We start from the raw sequence: 16887 nt of genomic DNA on the forward strand, positions 1-16887 counted from the left end.
GCTGGCCCGGCTGGCCCGCCGCATCGAGCCGACGGTCGGCTGGGACGACCTGGTGCTGCCCCCGGCGACCCGCCGCCAGCTGTCCGACCTGGCGCTGCGCGCCCGCCACCGCGACCAGGTGCTCGGCCGGTGGCGGATGCGGCCGGGCGGCGGCCGGGGGCGCGGGATCGTCGCGCTGTTCGCCGGGGAGTCGGGGACCGGGAAGACCATGTCGGCGGAGGTGGTCGCGGCGGACCTGGGCATGGAGCTGTACGTCGTGGACCTGTCCTCCGTGGTCGACAAGTACGTCGGGGAGACCGAGAAGAACCTGGAGCGGATCTTCACGGAGGCGTCGGACGTCAACGCGGTGCTGCTGTTCGACGAGGCGGACGCCGTGTTCGGGAAGCGCTCGCAGGTCAAGGACGCGCAGGACCGGCACGCCAACGTGGAGTCGGCCTATCTGCTCCAGCGCGTCGAGTCCTTCGACGGCATCGCCGTCCTCACGACGAACCTGCGCGCCAACCTGGACGAGGCGTTCACCCGCCGCCTGGACGTGGTCGCCGACTTCCCCGTACCGGACGCCCAGCAGCGGCTCGCCCTGTGGGAACGCTGCCTCGGCACGGAGGTCCCGCGCGCCCCGGACCTGGACCTGGCGACGTGCGCGGAGCGGTTCGAGCTGACGGGCGGCTCGATCCGGGCGTGCGCGGTCTCCGCCGCGTACCGGGCGGCGGAGTCGGGGCGTCCGCTGGACACGGACCAGCTGGTCACGGCGGTGCTCGCGGAGTACCGCAAGCTCGGACGGCTGGTCCTGGAGAGCGAGTTCGGGCCGTGGCTGGAGCGGGCGAGGAACGTCAGAGAGGGCGGACGGTGAGGATCTGTTCCGCCCGGCCGACCGGGCCGTCGACATCGTGCAGGACGGTGCTGGTGAGGCCCTGACCGGTGGGGCCGAAGACGACGGTGGTGTCGAGGCCGGTCCAGCGGCCCCCGGGCTGCCGGTGCAGATGGATCGTCAGGTCCACGTTGGGGAACATCCACTCGGTGGGCTGCTCGCGTACGGCGATGCCGTTGGCGGTGTCCACGAGCGCCACGAACGAGGCCAGCGGGCCCGCCGTCTCGCCCGCGACCAGATCGAGCGGGGTGGAGATCCACGCCGTCGTGCGGCCGGGCAGCGGCGGGTCGAGCGGGCGCACGTCGATGGAGGCGATGTAGCCGCCGGGCCACAGGTCGGCCATCGGCCAGGGTGCGAGCGCCTCCGGCGGGGTGAGCCGGGCGGCCTCGCCGTCGGCCACCTCCGTGGTGTCCACGGGCGCCAGGGACCAGGCGCGGGCCCGGACGACCGGGCGGCCGGAGATGAGGGCGACGGCCTCCACCAGCTCGATGGTCCGGCCGGGGCGCAGGGTCTCGACCCGGATCTCGCACTCGTCCAGGGCGAGCCGGCCGAGGATGTCGAAGCTGATCCGGGACAACAGCAGCCGCTCGCCGGGCCGGTCGGCGAGATGGCGCTCGATGGCGTGGACGAGGAGTCCGCCGAGGGGGCTGAAGTGCACCTCGTCCGTGCTCCAGGCGCCGCTCGCGTGCGCGGTCGGCTTGTAGCGGTGGTCGTCGATGCGCTCGTAGTAGCTGCCGGTGTTCAACGGATGCGTCCCTCGCGGCCGTACGGATCAGGAGCCCCCAGCGTGCCACCGGCCGCGTCCGGCGGCGGGGTGACGCCCGCCACACGCCCGCACCGCGCCCGCCACGCGCGCGCACCGCGTCCGGCCCCCGCCTCCCCGGTCCGCCCCGGGGCGTGATCAATTCGCAACCGATTCAGGTCTTGACCGAGACCCATCAAGGAGTCGCGCGATTACGCTCCGAAGCATGTCCGACAGCGCACCCCCCACCGATCTCACCGAGGACCGCCCCGTCTACGTCATCGGCGGTGGCCCGGGCGGACTGGCGACCGCGGCGGCCCTGCGCGCGCGGGGCGTCCGGGCCGTCGTGCTGGAGAAGTCCGGGGACGTCGGCGCGTCCTGGCGCAACCACTACGACCGGCTGCGCCTGCACACCACCCGGCGCTGGTCCGCGCTCCCCGGACTGCCGATACCCAGGAAGTTCGGCCGCTGGGTCGCCCGCGACGACGTGGTGCGCTACCTGGAGAAGTACGCCGAGCACCACGAACTGGAGGTCGTGACCGGCGTCGAGGTCTCCCGCGTGGACCCGGCCGCCGACGGCAGCGGGTGGCGGCTGAGCGCGAGCGGGGGCCGTGAACTGACCGGCCGGGCCGTCGTGGTGGCCACCGGGTTCAACCACACCCCGAAGCTGCCGGACTGGCCGGGCCGCGAGACGTTCACGGGCGAGCTGCTGCACGCCGCGCGGTACCGCTCCGCCGCCCCGTACGCCGGCCGGGACGTGCTGGTCGTCGGCGTCGGCAACACGGGCGCGGAGATCGCCGTGGACCTGGTGGAGGGCGGGGCGGCGCGGGTGCGGATCGCGGTGCGCACCGCCCCGTTCGTCGTGCGGCGCTCGACGCTGGGCTGGCCCTCGCAGGCCAACGGCATCCTGATCCGCCGGATGCCCGCGTTCCTGGTGAACCGGGCCGGGCGCCTGATGTCCCGCGTCGCCACGCCGGACCTCTCCGCGTACGGCCTGCCCCGGCCGGACGCGGCCCTGCACGCGCGGATCAGGCAGGGCGCGGTCCCGGTCCTGGACGTCGGCCTGGTGGACGCGGTGAAGCGCGGCCGGGTGGAGCCGGTGGCGGCCGTCGAGTCGTTCGACGGGGACGCGGTGGTCCTGGCGGACGGCACGCGCGCCACCCCGGACGTCGTGATCGCGGCGACCGGCTATCTGCGCGGCCTCGAACCGCTGGTCGGCCACCTCGGCGTGCTGGACGAGCGGGGGCGCCCGCGGGTGCGCGGCACCCGCGCCCCGAAGCAGGCACCCGGCCTCTACTTCACCGGCTTCACCAACCCGATCAGCGGCATGCTCCGCGAACTGGCCCGCGACGCGGGGAAGATCGCGAAGCGGATCGCCCGGCGGCCGGCCCGGTCCGGCCGCTGACCGTCACCGGGTGAGCGTGTACCAGTCGGGTTCGTCGACGTCCCCGTACCGCTGAAGGAGCTTCGGGCGGTCCGGCGTGCCGCCGACCGACCACTCCGTCGCGTCGGACCCGCAGCCGCTGAGGGTCAGTTCCACGCGCTGGTCCCAGGAGGTGGCGTCGCCGGGTTCGTACGTCCACCGGCCCGTTCCGGTGCAACGCCGGGCGGCGGCGGTGTCCGCCCCGTCGCGGGGGGCGGAGTGGTGCTCCGTCAGCCGTTCGGCGCGGGCGGTGCCGTCGGCGGACAGCCGCAGCGTGCCGCCGTGTCCGTCGCCCCAGGTGCCGGTGAGCTGAGCCGCGGTCATCTCCGGCGGGCGGTACTCGGTGAGCAGCCCGGTCCCGAACGCCGCCGCGCCGAGCCCGAAGACGGCCACGGCCGCCGCCGCCCCGTACCCCAGGACGCGCAGGAGCCGGCCGCCGTGCAGGGCGGCGTCCCGCGCGAGGAGGGCGGACCCGGCGAGCAGCGCGTACGCCGTCAGCCCGACGAGGGCCAGGGTGCCGGGCCCGGGGCGCAGGGCGATCCCGGCGACGGCCGTGGCCAGGAGCGCCGGGAGCACCGCGACGGCGGGCGCCCACCACCAGGTGTCCCGCCCGGTGGTCCGGTCGCTCGCCCGGCGGGCCGCCCACACCACGGGCAGCACCACGAGGAGGCTGCCCACCAGGGCGAACGGCACCCCGAAGCACGCCATGAACGGCAGTGCCAGCACCGCGCGTTCGGGCCCGAGCGCCTGTTCGGGCGCCTCCCGGGTGACCTCCGCCAGGCCGTACACCTCGAAGGCCAGCACCCCGCCCATGAACAGCGCGGCGGCCCCGGCCACGATCGACTGCCCCGACCAGACGGGCGGCGGCCCGGAAGCCTTCCGCTCCGGCTGCCACGTCCCCCATGGCCGGCGCGTGTCCCACACGGTGTTCTTCGTCATGGGAACCCCCCTTCGCGTGCATTCTCACTCGCGCGGTACGGCGGCCTTCGGCCGGGGGTGGCGTATGACCAGGGCCATCAGGGCGGCGACCGCGCACAGCGCCCCGGCCGCGTACCAGACGACGTCGTACGAGCCGAAGACGTCCCGCGCCACCCCGCCCAGGAAGGCCACCAGCGCGGCGCCCACCTGGTGCGAGGCCAGCACCCAGCCGAAGACGACGGCGCTGTCCTCGCCGTACTGCTCCCGGCACAGCGCCAGGGTGGGCGGCACGGTGGCGACCCAGTCCAGGCCGTAGAAGACGATGAAGAAGACCATCGGCGGTTCGACGGTGGCCTGCATCAGCATCGGCAGGAACAGCAGCGAGACACCGCGCAGCGCGTAGTACACCGCCAGCAGCCGGCGGGCGTCGAAGCGGTCGGTGAGCCAGCCGGAGAAGACCGTGCCGATGATGTCGAAGATCCCGATGACCGCGAGGAGCGAGGCGGCGGCGGTGACCGGCATGTGGTGGTCGTGCGCCGAGGGCACGAAGTGCGTGCGGATCAGGCCGTTGGTGGAGGCGCCGCAGATCGCGAAGGACCCGGCCAGCAGCCAGAACGGCCCGCCGCGCGCCGCGTCGGCCAGGACCCGTACGGCCCGGCCGGCCGCCCCGCGCACGGGCGCGGGCTTCTCGACGTACTCCCCGCCGTACGGGGCGAGCCCCACATCGGCCGGGTGGTCCCGCATCAGCAGCCACACGAACGGGACGACGACCAGGGCCGCCAGCGCCACGGTCACCGACGCGGGACGCCACCCGTGCTCCGCCACGATCCAGGCGCACAGCGGCAGGAAGACCAGCTGCCCGGAGGCCCCGGCGGCCGTCAGGACCCCGGTGACCAGACCGCGCCGGGCGGTGAACCAGCGGTGGGTGACGGTCGCGGAGAACGCCAGCGCCATCGACCCGGTGCCGAGCCCGACCAGCACGCCCCAGTACAGGACCAGCTGCCAGGCCGCCGTCATCCACACGCTCGCCAGCGCCCCGGCCGCGATCGCGGTGAGCGCCACGGCCACCACCCGGCGGATGCCGAACCGGTCCATCAGCGCGGCGGCGAACGGCGCGGTGAGCCCGTACAGCGCCATGTCCACGGAGACCGCGAACCCGATCTCCCCCCGCGACCAGCCGAAGTCCTCCTGCAACGGGTCGAACAGCAGCCCGGGCAGCGCGTTGAAGGCGGCGCCGCCGATGATCGTCACAAAGGTGACCGCGGCGACGACCCACGCCCGGTGCACACGCCAACGGCGCCGCCCCCCAGGAACATCCAGCCGCCCCGCGGCCCCGGCCCGGGTGCTCTCAAGCATCGAATCCACGCCCACAGCATCCGACCCCGCCCCACCCCCTCACGAGTGGCCCAAGAGCCACCCTCCACAAGATTCGGGCCAGCCGCGAGGGTGGCGGGACGCGCCGCCCCGGCCGGCCGGGGTCGATCGTCACCCGCTCACGTACTCCAGGAACGGAACCGACGCGCCGACGGCGATCCGCTTCCACTGCCGGTACGGTTCCGGGTCGCCCTCGTACAGTTCCCGGCTGATCTGTGTGCCGTCCGGCCGGTAGTTCATCAGGACCACCGTGGACTCGTCGAACATCCAGAAGTCCTGCTCCGGCAGGACGGGTTCGTCCCTGTCGGTCAGGTCGAGGATTCTGATGTCCTCCCCCGCCCGGACGTGGTGCCGGTAGTAGTACTCGAACTCGAACCGGAGGTAGTCCGAGAGCGGGCGGGTCACGACATGCACCCGGCCGACGCTCTTCCCCTGCGAAGTCCATTGCCGGACCTCGTCCATCCACGCCGAGGTGTAGTCGTCCGGCGAGTTCGTCCCCGCGAGGAACCGCTCCAGTTTCTCCGCTTCCTGGGGCATGGTGTACGCGGGCAGCGTCTCCAGCCGCCACGCCTCACGCTCCATGGAATCGAAGCAGTCGTTCCACGCGTCACCAGCCAAGTGCACGAAACGCCTCCCCCTCGTTCCCGGCCCCGGTCGGGCCACCTGTCCAACGACGCTAGAGGGGGCGGGGCACCGCGTCCATGCGTGAACGCGGGTATGCGCGTTGTCGCATGAAGTGGCCGATGCCATGCGGGGGCAGGCATGAGAGCGGTGCCGGGTCCGGGCCGGGCGCCGGGGGGTTGCCGGGGAGGGGTAACTCGTTTGCCTGGCGCGGGGGATGTCCGCTTCCGTGGGGGCGGGGGTTCACTTTCGCGAGGAGGGACCGGGGCGTGGCAGGCGGGGAATGCGTGTTCTGCGGGATCGTACGCGGGCGGGCCGAGGCGAGTGTGGTGCACGAGGACGACGCGGTGGTGGCCTTCATGGACCTTCAGCCGGTGACCCCGGGTCATCTGCTCGTCGTTCCGAGGACGCACGCGGTGGGGCTCCAGGACCTGGAGGAGGAGGTCGGGGTCCGGATGTGGCGGGTGGCCCACCGGCTGGGGCGGGCGCTGCGCCGGTCGGGGCTGAGGTGCGACGGGGTCAATCTGTTCCTCGCCGACGGTGAGGCCGCCTTCCAGGAGGTCTTCCACGTCCATCTGCACGTCTTTCCCCGCTTCGCCGGCGACGGCTTCCGGATCGACGCCCACTGGCGGGAGCGGGAGCGCCGGGAACTCGACGAGGCGGCGGTCGCCGTGCGGGCGGGACTCCGTGCGGTGGAGGCGCCCCGGCGCGGCTGACCCGCGACCGCCTCGCGGGCGGTCGCGGTGGGCGGCGCGGCCCCGTCAGGCGATGCGTTCCAGGTTGCGGATGGGGCGGGCGGCCAGGAGTACGGCGACCACCGCGAGGTTGATGACCGCGCCGGCGATCAGGACCTCCGCCGTGCCCAGGTGGTCGGCGACCGGGCCGGCCAAGGCGCGGCCCGCGGCGACCATGAGGAGGGAGCCGGCGACGTCGTAGGCGTGGATGCGGTTGAGGGATTCGGGGGGTATGTGGGTCTGGACGGTGGTGGACCACATCACCAGCCAGAAAGCGGCGGCGGCGCCCGCCACGAGCTGGCCTGCGGCCAGGGCGGGTACGGAGAGGCCGAGGCCCAGGACGACGAGGTTGACGCAGACGCCGGCCAGGGCGACGGCGCCGGCGGCGAGGGGGCGGCGGGGGCGCAGGCGCAGGGCGAGGAGGCCGCCGACGACGCTGCCCGCGCCGTTGACGGCCATCATCGCGCCGTAGGTGCCGGAGCCGTGCGCCTCGGTGACCCGGACGGCGGTGAGCGGGAGCATCGGGCCGAGGACGGCGAAGCCGTACACCGTCCAGACGACGATCACGCCCCACAGCCAGCTGCGCGCGGTGAACTCCTTCCAGCCGTCCACGAGTTCGGCGACGAAGGAGCCGCGCGGCGCGTCGTCCGAGGGGGCCGGGGCCAGCCGGAGCAGGAAGAGGCAGGCCCCGGAGACCAGGAACGTGGAGGCGTTGGCCGCGTAGACCGCGCCGGCGCTCGCCAGGCCGACCAGGACGCCCGCGAAGGCCGGGCCCGCCATGGTCATCAGCGCCTCGGAGACCCGGAGCACGGCGTTGGCGCGCTGCACGTCCGGCGCCACACGCGGCACGGTGGAGGCGACGCCGGGCTGGAACAGCGCCGCCCCGACGCCGGCCACCGAGCTGAGCGCGTACACCGACCACAGCGGCGGGTTGCCGGTGGAGAAGGAGACGGCGAGCACCGAGGCGCCGACCAGGCGCAGCGCGTCGGCGATGAGCATCATGCGGCGCGGCGTGAACCGGTCCGCGAGGACGCCGCCGAAGAGGACGAACAGGGCGAGCGGGCCCATCCAGCAGGCCAGCGCGTAGCCGACCGAGGAGGCGGGGCGGCCCGCGTCGAGCAGGCCGGCCGTGAGGGCGACGGGGATCATCCCGTCGCCGAAGACGGCGGCCGTCCGGGCGACGAAGAACAACCGGAAGCCACGGTTCCAGAGTTGTCGGCCCGGCTCCCCGGCGAGCGGCGGCAGGGGCGGGAGAGGGGACGGGCCGCCGGACGCGGCCTGGGGGTCCGCGGCGGGAATGCGCACGGGGTCTGCTGACTTTTCCTTCACACCGAGGACATGTATCAGCTTATGGTCTATACCAGCTAGGGCCTTTTCGCTGGGCCGGGCCGGACCGAAGGGAGTCCGCTGTGCCGCACCGGGTCGTCGTTCTCGCCCTCGATGGGCTGCTCCCCTTCGAACTGGGCATTCCGCAGAGGATCTTCGGGCTCGCCCGCTCCCCGGAGTCCGGGGGGCGGGGCGGCCGCAAGCTGTACGAGGTCGTGACCTGTTCCATACGCCCGCCGGGCCCGGTCCACACCGACGCGGACTTCACCATCACGGTCGGCCACGGGCCCGAGGCGCTCGCCACCGCCGACACGGTCGTCGTCCCGGCCAGTTACGAGCTGGGGCCCGTGTACAACGAGGGCCGGCTGACCGACGGGCTGGCCGCCGCCTTCGCGTACGTGCGGCCGGGTACCCGGATGGTGTCCATCTGCACCGGCAGCTACACCCTGGCCGCCGCCGGCTATCTCGACGGCCGCCCCGCCACCACGCACTGGGCCCACGCCGACCACTTCCAGCGGATCTTCCCCACCGTCCGCGTCGACCCGGACGTGCTGTTCACCGACGACGGCGACGTCCTGACGTCCGCCGGGGTCGCCGCCGGGATCGACCTCTGCCTGCACATCGTGCGCCGCGACCACGGCGCGGCCGTCGCCAACGACGTCGCCCGGCGCACGGTCGTGCCGCCGCACCGCGAGGGCGGCCAGGCGCAGTACATCCAGCGGCCCGTCCCGGACACCCGGTTCGCGACGACGACGACCGCGCGGGCCTGGGCGCTGGCCCGGCTCGAACGGCCCATCCTGCTGCGGGACATGGCCCAGCAGGAGTCGATGAGCGTACGGACGTTCACCCGGCGGTTCCGCGAGGAGGTCGGCGTCAGCCCGGTGCAGTGGCTGACCCGGCAGCGGGTGGAGCTGGCGCGCCGGCTGCTGGAGTCCACCGACCTGTCCATCGACCAGGTGGCCAGGGACGCGGGGTTCGGCACCTCGACGTCCCTGCGGCAGCACCTCCAGGCGGCGCTGGGCGTCTCACCCACGGTGTACCGGCGCACGTTCCGTTCGGCGGCGGGGAGCCCGGCCGCCGGCAGCCGGTTCTGAGGGCTCAGCCCTGCGGCACCGCGTGCGTCGGTCCGGCGGCCTGGACGACCCCGTGCGCACCGGGCCGGAGCTGGACGATCGGGACGCGCCGGTCCACCTCGCACCAGATCCGCTTGCCCGCGCCCTCCGGCTGCCAGCCCCAGCGGTCGGCCAGGCCGTCCACCAGTTCCAGGCCCCGGCCGCCGGTGTCCTCACCCCGGGCGTGCCGCTGCTGCGGCGGGCGGCAGCTGGCGTCGGCGACCTCGACCCGGACCGTCCCGGCGCACCCCGGCCCGCCCGGCGAGCCGAACAGCACGCGCAGCACGGCCGGACAGCCCGTGTGCACGACCGCGTTGGTGACCAGCTCCGAGATGAGCAGGATCAGGGTCTCCGCCAGCGGCTCGTCATCCGCCAGGCCGGACCCGGCGAGCCGGGCGCGCGCCCATCTGCGGGCCCGTCCGACCTCCGCGGGGTCGGGCCCGACCTCCAACTGAACCTGAAGCACCTGCACCGCTCACACCATCCGAACCGGCGGACACATCGCCTCGCGCCTCCTCAGGGTCACGGAACGTGATTCCCTTGCACGACAGCATGGTTGACGTACAGTCACCGCAACAAGCGCTTCGGGCATATTCCAGCGCGAAGGAGTACGCGTGGTGCATACTGTGCGACGCACATCGCGGAGAGTCGAACAGCGGCACCGTCCGGGGTGGAGAACCGTCTCCCCCGCAGACCCGTCCGCACCGCTGCCCACACGGGTGGAGCGCCCCTCACGAACCAGGCGCGCCGCACAGGCCACACCCGGACCGCCAGGTTCCAGATCCACTCGCATGCCTCGGAGGGTACCCGAGCCGGGCACCGACTCCACCCCGTGACGAAGCACGCAAAGGACACAAGCCGGTCGCGCGCGCCGGTGATCGCGCTGCGTCACGCCCAGGGGCGGGGTGCCCCCGGGACGGACACCCCTTCGCTACTCGGGCTCGATCACCGTGAAGTAGGCCGCCAGCGCGGCCACCGCGTCGTCCTCGACGACCCCGCCGTCCCGGTCCACGTCCAGGCTCTGCGCGGCGAACGCCGCCGCCTCCGGCCCGGCCCCGAGCACCCGCAGCGCCCGCTCGACCGCGGCCACCGGTGCCCCGCCGTCGCCCGTGGGACCGGCCGCCACCGCCAGCGCCGCGCGCAGGAAGGGGCGGGCGATCTCGGCGAACCGGTCCGGGTTGTCCCGAAGCCGCTTCACCGCGCCGCCGATGAACTCCTCACGGGTGACCCGCTGGTCCCCGTCCACGTCGGCGATGCCGGCCATGCCCTGCCAGAACGCCTCGGCGCCGCTGTAGAGCGCCTGACCCTTGTCGCAGCGGGCCGTCGTACCGAACTCGGTGAGCAGACGGGCCGCGGCGGCGTTGAAATCCGCGCGATCGATGTATCCACTGCCGTCCTGGTCGAAGGCGGCGAAGCGGAGGGCGATCTTGCGCTCATACTCTGCGCTGTCCATGCGGGGAGAGTACGACGCCCGGGGGCGTCACGTGTCACTTACCTGATTCAGCCCCGTGACAGCCCCGCATCCGTGGGGGGTGTCCGACCCATCCCCTAGCACCGGAGAGGGCTGTTTCAGGCCGTCAGCGGCTCCGACGCCTCGTCGACGGCCGCGTCCCAGTCCGGATACACATCGAACAGCCGGCGCACCCCGAGCGCGGCGAGCACCCGGTTGACGTGCGACCCCTCCTCGGCGCCCCGCGCCGGCAGGATCAGCCGCAGCCGGCCGCCGCAGGACCGCATCAGGCGGCGGGTCGCGATGAGCACACCGACCCCGCTGGAGTCGCAGAACCGGACGCCGGACAGGTCGAGCACCACGTCGTGGCGGCCGACGGCGACGGCGTCGTGCACGGACTGGCGGACGGTGGCGGAGGTCAGCAGGTCCAGTTCGCCGGCCATGTGCAGCACGGTCCATCCGCCCCGCTCGGTCTCCGAGACTTTCAGGGTCACGACTGGGCCTCTCGTTCCGGGGATTCCGGGAAGCCCGGTGATCCGGAAGTTTGCGTTCCTCCCTTCGCCGCTGCCCCCACGGGCCACTCGCGAAACACCGACCCCGCAGGACCGGTCCGGAAACGATTCCGGCAGAAATGATCGCTTCGGGTCCGATTCCGTCGGACAGCGGGGTCGCATTCCCTACCATCCGGGACGCCCCGGGGGACGTACTTGCCGTAAAGGGGCGTGTCCCGGCGGGGCGGCCGACTACATTCGGACGGAACGACGAGGACGGGACACCAGGTTTCCACGGCCGGAGGCGGGAGGTCAGATGGCCAAAAACGCACCACCCCGCTGGGACCGCAGAATCCAGCAGCGGCTCGCGCGCGGCGAGGCCGCCGCCCTCGGCGAGATGTACGACCGGTTCGCCGCCCTCGTCCACAGCCAGGCCAACCGGATGCTGGACGACGAGGACGCCGCCGACCTGGTCACCCGCGAGGTCTTCGGGTACGTCTGGGAGCACCCGGAGGCCTACGACCCGAAGCAGGGCTCCATGCGGGCCTGGGTGGCCCATCTCACGCACCGCGAGTCCGTCCGCCGGCTGCGCGCCGACGCGGACGTCGGTACGGACGACCCGGACGAACTGGACGAGCGGGTGCGCCGGGCCACCTCGGCGGCCCGTGCCGACTACATCGTCGCCTCGATGCCCGCCCCGCTGCGGGCCGCCCTGGAGCTGGCGTACGTCCAGCGCCGGGACTACCGGCAGGCCGCCGCGGACCTCGGCGTCACCGAGGACGAGGCGCGGCGCCGGCTGCGGCTCGGGCTCCAGCTGCTGTCCACCGCCCGGACCCGCCCGCCGGAGGGCGCGGCGCCGCCGGGCTACGGGAGGGCGCTGTGAGCGGTGGCACGGACGGCCGGGACGAGGAGGGCCGCGGTGAGGAGGCGCGCGGCGAGGAGGTGCGCGGCGCCCGTCGCATACCGGGCCCGCGGCCACCCGCCGACGACTTCGGCGACCTGGGCCGCGTACCGGCCCCCGGAACGGAACCGACCCACGAACCGGAACCGGAACCGGAACCGGAGCGCGAGCCGGAACCGGAACGGGCACGTGAACCGGAGGCGCCCGTGCCGGCACCGCCCGTCGACTCCCCGCCCGTGCTGCCGCACCGGGTGCTCCAGGCGCTGCTCGGGGCGTGGGCGCTCGCCGCGTGCTCCCCGGAGGAGGCCGCCGCCGTCGAGGCGCACCTCACGGACTGCGCGCCCTGCGCCGAAGAGGCGCTGCGGCTGCGGGACGCCGTGGGGCTGCTGCACACCGACCGCAGCCTGGACCTCGACCCGATGCTGCGGGCCCGCGTGCTGGAGAGCTGCCTGAACCGGCGGCCCGCGCAGATCCCGGTACCCGGCTGGGCGGCCCCGTACGACGCCGAGACGGCCCGGCTCGACGCACTGCTGCGGGACATCGCGGACGCCGAGTGGCACGCCCCGGTGCGGCTGCGGTGGTTCGAGGACGAGCGCCCGGCGAGCCGCCGGACCACGGTCGCCGGGGTGATCGGGCACCTGATGACCGTGGACGGGCTGATCGGCGCCGCCCTCGGGCTCGGCGACCCGATGACCGGCGCCCCGCTCACGCCCACCGCGCGCACCGAGGCGTACTGGGCCTCGACCCGCGTCCCGCCCACCCGCGCCGTCCGGGGCCCGTGGCGCGAGCAGAGCCACACACTGATCCGGACGGTGTCGTTCGCGGGGCGCGGGGTGGCGGAGCTGTCCGTGTCGTACGGGGACTTCGCGCTGCCGATGCAGGACGCCCTGCTGGACCGGGCCTTCGAGTGCTGGGTGCACGCCTGGGACATCGCGCAGGCGGTGGACTACCCGTACGAGCCGCCGTCCGCCGGGCATCTGCACCGGATGATCGACCTCGCGGTGCGGATGCTGCCCGCCGCGCTGGCGGTACGCCGCCGGTCGGGGCTGGCGGGACCGGCCCGGCAGCTGGTGACGGCGGGTTCGCCGGGGCGCTCGCTGCACCTGGAGATCGAGGGCTCGGGCGGCGGTGACTGGTACGTCGCGCTGGACTCCCCCGCCGCCCTGGGGTCCGCCGAGCACAGCGTGGCGCAGGTCGCGCTCGACGGGGTGGAGTTCTGCCGGCTGCTGGCGGGGCACGTCCCTCCGGTGGAGGCGGCGGCCGGGCAGCGCGGGGACCGCGAGGCGATCCGCGACGTGCTGTTCACGGCCGCCTCGCTCAGCCGGTTGTGACCGCCCCGCTCAGTCGAAGATCACCGTGCGGCGGCCGTTGAGCAGGATGCGGCGCTCCGCGTGCCACTTCACCGCGCGCGCCAGCGCCTGGCACTCCACGTCGCGGCCGATGGCGACGAGCTGGTCGGGGGTCACGCCGTGGCCGACGCGCTCCACCTCCTGCTCGATGATCGGGCCCTCGTCGAGGTCGGCGGTGACGTAGTGGGCGGTGGCGCCGATGAGCTTCACGCCGCGCGCGTGCGCCTGGTGGTAGGGCTTGGCGCCCTTGAAGCTCGGCAGGAACGAGTGGTGGATGTTGATGATCCGGCCGCTGAGCCGCTTGCACAGGTCGTCCGAGAGGACCTGCATGTAGCGGGCCAGGACCACCAGTTCCACGTTCTGCTCGCGGACCAGCTCCAGCAGCTCGGCCTCGGCCTGCGGCTTGTTGTCCCTGGTCACCGGGATGTGCCGGAACGGCACGTCGTAGGAGGCGACGAGTTCCGCGAAGTCCGGGTGGTTGGAGACGACGGCGGCGATCTCGACGGGCAGGGCGCCGCTGCGGGACCGGAACAGCAGGTCGTTGAGGCAGTGGCCGAACTTGCTGACCATGAGCACGATCCGCATCCGCTCCGACGAGCGGTGGATCTGCCAGTCCATGGCGAAGGAGTCGCCGATCGCGGCGAAGCTGGCCCTCAGCTTGTCCACGGTCACCGGGGAGTCCGCCGAGAAGTGGACCCGCATGAAGAACAGTCCCGTGTCGTGGTCACCGAACTGCTGGCTGTCCTCGATGTTGCAGCCGGTCATGAAGAGGTAGCTCGACACGGCGTGCACGATGCCCTGTTTGTCGGGGCAGGACAGGGTGAGGACGTACTGTTCGGAGGCGGTGGGCTGCGGAGCGGTCATCCCCGTAGCGTGCCACACCGGCGGCCCCTCAGGGTGTCCTCGTCAAAATGCGGAGAACGTCCAGGGAGCGGGGCGGGGCGTCCGGGTCCTCGCCGTCGTTGCCGGCGAGCAGGACGTGGGCCTCGCGGGCGGCGGTGACGGCCTCCGGCCAGCCGGGGTGGTCCAGGTAGACGGAGACGGGGGCGTCCGCCCCGACCTGGTGCAGGATGCGCAGCACGCGCAGCACGGCGGCGTCCACGAGCGCGGCCTCGGTGGCGTCCCGGAAGATCGTGCCGACGTACTTCTCGGCGGACCAGTTGTCGAGCCAGGTGTCCTCGACCAGGCGGTACACGGCGTCGGTGACGTCGCCGTACCCCTCGCGGCCGGCCAGCCAGTAGTCGCGGTGGAAGACGGGGTCGGAGAGCATGTGCAGCGCCGAACGCACGTTGCTGCGCCAGCGCCACCACGGAAGGTCGTTGAGCGGCATGCCGCCCATGGTGGAGGAGCGACGGCCGCGACGGGAAGTGTTCTCGAAACCTTGCTGCACGGTTGTCGATCGTACGTTCCCTTTTCGGCGGCTCCGACCGGCCCCTGGCGTTCACCGTGCCGTCACCGAGCGTTGAGGAGTCCACAGCGCGGTGTTACCCGGGGCGCGGAAGGCTCAGGGGCCATGACCGGACGGCGACGCGCTCCTTCCCTCTCCCGCCCCTTCAGAACGCTCACCGGTGCGGTGGCGGCGGGGGCGCTGTTGCTGACCGGCTGTGGCGCGCTCCCCGGTGGATCGGGGGCATCCGGGGAGCCCGTCACCGTCATGACGTGGGCGCCGAGCGGCGCCACCGGCCCGGACGCGGCGAACAGGGCGGGGATGACCGCCATGGCGCAGGCGTACGGGCGCTGGGTGAACGAGTCCGGGGGCATCGACGGGCACCGGCTGCGCGTCCTCACCTGTGACGAACAGGACACCCCGGGCGGGGCGGGCGACTGCGCCCGGCGGGCCGTGCGGGAGAAGGCGGTCGCGGTCCTCGGCTCGTACAGCCGGCACGGGCAGGCGTTCACGGCGCCGCTCCAGATCGCCGGCATCCCGTACATCGGCGGCTACGGCGCCTCCGAGGAGGAGTACAGCAGCTACATCTCCTACCCGCTGACCGGCGGCCAGTCCGCGCTGCTCGCCGGTAACGCCGTGCAGCTCGCCCGGGACTGCGAGCGGGTCTCGCTGGTGCGCGCGGACACGCTGGGCGGCTGGGGCGAGGCGTGGCTGCTGCGGACCGGGCTCGGCATCGCCGGCCGGGCGGCGCCGCTCGACATACCGGCGGCCGAGGACGCCACCTCCTACAGCACGGAGGCGGAACGGGCGCTGTCCGTGGCCGGTACGGGCGGGGGCTGTGTGACGTCCGTGCTCGGGGACCGCACGGAGACGTTCTTCGACTCGTTCCGGCGGCTGGAGCCCGAGGGCGCGCAGGTGCGGGTGGCGTCGGTGCTGGGCAGCGTCGACCAGCCGCTCATCGACCGCACCGGCGGCCGGAACAGCCCGTTCGAGGGGGCGTACGTGACCGGCTGGTACCCGCCGCCGGGCGACGCGCGGTGGGACGAGATGCGCCGGGTGATCCGCGAGCACGCCTTCGGCGACAACCGGATCGACCCGGACGACACGGGCGTGCAGACGACCTGGATCGCGTACACCGTGCTGCGGTCGCTCATCGGGTCGATCCAGGAGTCCGAGATCACCGCCGGGAAGATCACCACCGCGCTGCACCGGGGGGAGCGCGTGGACACCGGCGGTCTCACGCCCGCGCTGCGCTGGCACTACGAGGACATGATCGGCTCGGAGGCGTACCCCCGCATCGTCAACACCCGGGTGACGCTCCAGGTGGTGCGGAACGGCCGGCTGGTGGCCGCGCGGAAGGGGTTCGTGGACGTCGGCGAGACCCTGGTCGACGCCAGCGCCCGCCGCTGACGGGGGCGCGGCCCGCACCACCGGCGGGGGGTGGTGCGGGCCGCGCGGGCGCGTCGTGCGCTCAGAGTTCGGTCGCCTGGTGCTTCGTGAGGCCGTACTTCTCGGCGATCCTGTTCCACAGCCCGGCCGCCCGCTGCTTCGCCGCGCTGGCCTCGCCGCTCTTCTCGGTCGCGGCCCGCGTGTGCGAGGTGGGGCGGGCATGGCCGTGCTTGCAGACCTTCTTGCTCTTGGCCTGTGCGGCCCAGGCGGCGTAGTGGTCGTCGGCCGACGCGGACGCCTGCCACGCCTTGGTCAGCGACGCGCTCAGCTGCTCGTGGTCGGGCAGCTTGTCCAGGGACAGGCCCTGGAGCCGGGTGACCAGGTCGCGGCGCTGCTTGGCGGCGCCCTTGAGGTCCGAGACGGCCTTGTCGAGGTCGGTGCAGGACTTGGTCTTCTCGACCGCTCCGACGACCGCCGCCCGGCTGTTGTTGCTGTCCGCGAGCAGCTTGTCCAGCGCCTCGGCCTGCGGCTTCGCCGGGTCGGCCGGGGGCTGCTCCTTCTCCTTGGCGGGTTCGCTCGCGCCCGGCGTACTGGCGGACGCCACCGGCTCCTTGGCCTTGTCGTCCTCGTCGCCGCCGCTCATCAGGGCGCCCGCGCCGAGCCCGACGACCGCGCAGCCGACGACGACGGCCGCGATCAGGGGCACCGCGCCGGACTTCTTGCGCCGGCCGCCGCGCTCCTCGTCGCGGTGCGCCGGCCCGCCGTACGGGGGCGGGGGCGGCTGCTGCCCGTAGCCCTGCTG

Annotated in this window: 17 protein-coding genes and 1 pseudogene; 7 read left to right on the plus strand and 11 right to left on the minus strand. The window is 73.7% G+C overall.

Translation table 11 applies throughout. The features are described from left to right. Positions 1–850: ATP-binding protein (locus tag MHW47_RS19300; protein WP_239224884.1), on the plus strand; the 850-nt coding region annotated here is incomplete at its 5' end. On the opposite strand, the gene MHW47_RS19305 is transcribed toward MHW47_RS19300, so the two are convergent. Continuing rightward, positions 831–1613, minus strand: coding sequence for a thioesterase family protein (locus MHW47_RS19305; RefSeq protein WP_239224885.1), 783 nt, complete (start codon positions 1611–1613; stop codon positions 831–833). The two genes, MHW47_RS19300 and MHW47_RS19305, sit on opposite strands and share 20 nt — an antisense overlap. Before the next feature lie 223 nt (positions 1614–1836). Between MHW47_RS19305 and MHW47_RS19310 the strand changes: the two genes are divergently transcribed. Beyond that, positions 1837–3015, plus strand: a complete 1179-nt coding sequence (locus MHW47_RS19310; protein ID WP_239224887.1) for an NAD(P)/FAD-dependent oxidoreductase — start codon at positions 1837–1839, stop codon at positions 3013–3015. 3 nt (positions 3016–3018) lie between these two features. Here the strand turns inward: MHW47_RS19310 and MHW47_RS19315 are convergent, their stop codons facing one another. The 3 genes from MHW47_RS19315 to MHW47_RS19325 form a co-directional block, all read right to left on the minus strand. Next, positions 3019–3972 (minus strand): hypothetical protein, encoded by a 954-nt coding sequence (locus tag MHW47_RS19315; protein ID WP_239224888.1) that lies wholly within the window; start codon positions 3970–3972, stop codon positions 3019–3021. A gap of 24 nt (positions 3973–3996) precedes the next feature. Then, positions 3997–5307: an MFS transporter gene (locus MHW47_RS19320; protein WP_239224904.1), complete on the minus strand. Its 1311-nt coding sequence runs from the start codon at positions 5305–5307 to the stop codon at positions 3997–3999. 129 nt (positions 5308–5436) lie between these two features. Further along, the gene (locus tag MHW47_RS19325) at positions 5437–5949 is read right to left on the minus strand and encodes a DUF6879 family protein (RefSeq protein ID WP_239224889.1); all 513 of its coding nucleotides are present in this window, start codon (positions 5947–5949) and stop codon (positions 5437–5439) included. Between the two features lie 266 nt (positions 5950–6215). On the opposite strand from MHW47_RS19325, the gene MHW47_RS19330 reads away from it, so the two are divergent. Then, complete coding sequence (locus MHW47_RS19330) at positions 6216–6662, plus strand: HIT family protein (protein ID WP_239224890.1); 447 nt, start codon at positions 6216–6218, stop codon at positions 6660–6662. Positions 6663–6707: 45 nt separating this feature from the next. Here MHW47_RS19330 and MHW47_RS19335 read toward each other — a convergent pair whose 3' ends face one another. Further along, positions 6708–7985, minus strand: a complete 1278-nt coding sequence (locus MHW47_RS19335; RefSeq protein ID WP_239224891.1) for an MFS transporter — start codon at positions 7983–7985, stop codon at positions 6708–6710. Between the two features lie 104 nt (positions 7986–8089). Between MHW47_RS19335 and MHW47_RS19340 the strand changes: the two genes are divergently transcribed. Then, on the plus strand, positions 8090–9100 hold the full coding sequence (locus tag MHW47_RS19340) for a GlxA family transcriptional regulator (protein ID WP_239224893.1): 1011 nt from the start codon (positions 8090–8092) through the stop codon (positions 9098–9100). Positions 9101–9104: 4 nt separating this feature from the next. Here the strand turns inward: MHW47_RS19340 and MHW47_RS19345 are convergent, their stop codons facing one another. From MHW47_RS19345 to MHW47_RS19355, 3 genes are all read right to left on the minus strand, one after another. Next, complete coding sequence (locus MHW47_RS19345) at positions 9105–9590, minus strand: ATP-binding protein (RefSeq protein WP_239224894.1); 486 nt, start codon at positions 9588–9590, stop codon at positions 9105–9107. A 459-nt stretch (positions 9591–10049) separates the two neighbouring features. Further along, on the minus strand, positions 10050–10571 hold the full coding sequence (locus tag MHW47_RS19350; protein WP_239224895.1) for an EF-hand domain-containing protein: 522 nt from the start codon (positions 10569–10571) through the stop codon (positions 10050–10052). Positions 10572–10687: 116 nt separating this feature from the next. Next, positions 10688–11062, minus strand: coding sequence for an STAS domain-containing protein (locus MHW47_RS19355; RefSeq protein ID WP_239224897.1), 375 nt, complete (start codon positions 11060–11062; stop codon positions 10688–10690). 313 nt (positions 11063–11375) lie between these two features. On the opposite strand from MHW47_RS19355, the gene MHW47_RS19360 reads away from it, so the two are divergent. Together MHW47_RS19360 and MHW47_RS19365 are read left to right on the plus strand one after the other, a co-directional pair. Next, positions 11376–11942 (plus strand): RNA polymerase sigma factor, encoded by a 567-nt coding sequence (locus tag MHW47_RS19360; RefSeq protein WP_239224898.1) that lies wholly within the window; start codon positions 11376–11378, stop codon positions 11940–11942. Then, positions 11939–13291: a zf-HC2 domain-containing protein gene (locus MHW47_RS19365; RefSeq protein ID WP_239224900.1), complete on the plus strand. Its 1353-nt coding sequence runs from the start codon at positions 11939–11941 to the stop codon at positions 13289–13291. The genes MHW47_RS19360 and MHW47_RS19365 overlap by 4 nt, the downstream gene beginning before the upstream one ends. Before the next feature lie 9 nt (positions 13292–13300). On the opposite strand, the gene purU is transcribed toward MHW47_RS19365, so the two are convergent. Together purU and MHW47_RS19375 are read right to left on the minus strand one after the other, a co-directional pair. After that, positions 13301–14173 (minus strand): formyltetrahydrofolate deformylase, encoded by an 873-nt coding sequence (gene purU / locus MHW47_RS19370; RefSeq protein ID WP_239224901.1) that lies wholly within the window; start codon positions 14171–14173, stop codon positions 13301–13303. A 28-nt stretch (positions 14174–14201) separates the two neighbouring features. Continuing rightward, positions 14202–14639, minus strand: coding sequence for a hypothetical protein (locus tag MHW47_RS19375; RefSeq protein WP_239224902.1), 438 nt, complete (start codon positions 14637–14639; stop codon positions 14202–14204). Between the two features lie 183 nt (positions 14640–14822). Here MHW47_RS19375 and MHW47_RS19380 point away from each other — a divergent pair, with 183 nt between their 5' ends. After that, on the plus strand, positions 14823–16106 hold the full coding sequence (locus MHW47_RS19380) for an ABC transporter substrate-binding protein (protein ID WP_239224903.1): 1284 nt from the start codon (positions 14823–14825) through the stop codon (positions 16104–16106). 61 nt (positions 16107–16167) lie between these two features. Here MHW47_RS19380 and MHW47_RS19385 read toward each other — a convergent pair. Further along, positions 16168–16887 (minus strand): annotated as a pseudogene (locus tag MHW47_RS19385) (hypothetical protein); the annotation flags it as partial.

This window comes from Streptomyces sp. OfavH-34-F (assembly GCF_022347745.1).
Classification (GTDB): domain Bacteria; phylum Actinomycetota; class Actinomycetes; order Streptomycetales; family Streptomycetaceae; genus Streptomyces.

Coding starts and splice junctions, on each gene's coding strand:
- MHW47_RS19310 (WP_239224887.1), top strand. CDS start 1,837: ATGTCCGACAGCGCACCCCCCACCGATCTCACCGAGGACCGCCCCGTC.
- MHW47_RS19315 (WP_239224888.1), bottom strand. CDS start 3,972: ATGACGAAGAACACCGTGTGGGACACGCGCCGGCCATGGGGGACGTGG.
- MHW47_RS19320 (WP_239224904.1), bottom strand. CDS start 5,307: ATGCTTGAGAGCACCCGGGCCGGGGCCGCGGGGCGGCTGGATGTTCCT.
- MHW47_RS19350 (WP_239224895.1), bottom strand. CDS start 10,571: ATGGACAGCGCAGAGTATGAGCGCAAGATCGCCCTCCGCTTCGCCGCC.
- MHW47_RS19360 (WP_239224898.1), top strand. CDS start 11,376: ATGGCCAAAAACGCACCACCCCGCTGGGACCGCAGAATCCAGCAGCGG.
- purU (WP_239224901.1), bottom strand. CDS start 14,173: ATGACCGCTCCGCAGCCCACCGCCTCCGAACAGTACGTCCTCACCCTG.
- MHW47_RS19375 (WP_239224902.1), bottom strand. CDS start 14,639: ATGCCGCTCAACGACCTTCCGTGGTGGCGCTGGCGCAGCAACGTGCGT.
- MHW47_RS19380 (WP_239224903.1), top strand. CDS start 14,823: ATGACCGGACGGCGACGCGCTCCTTCCCTCTCCCGCCCCTTCAGAACG.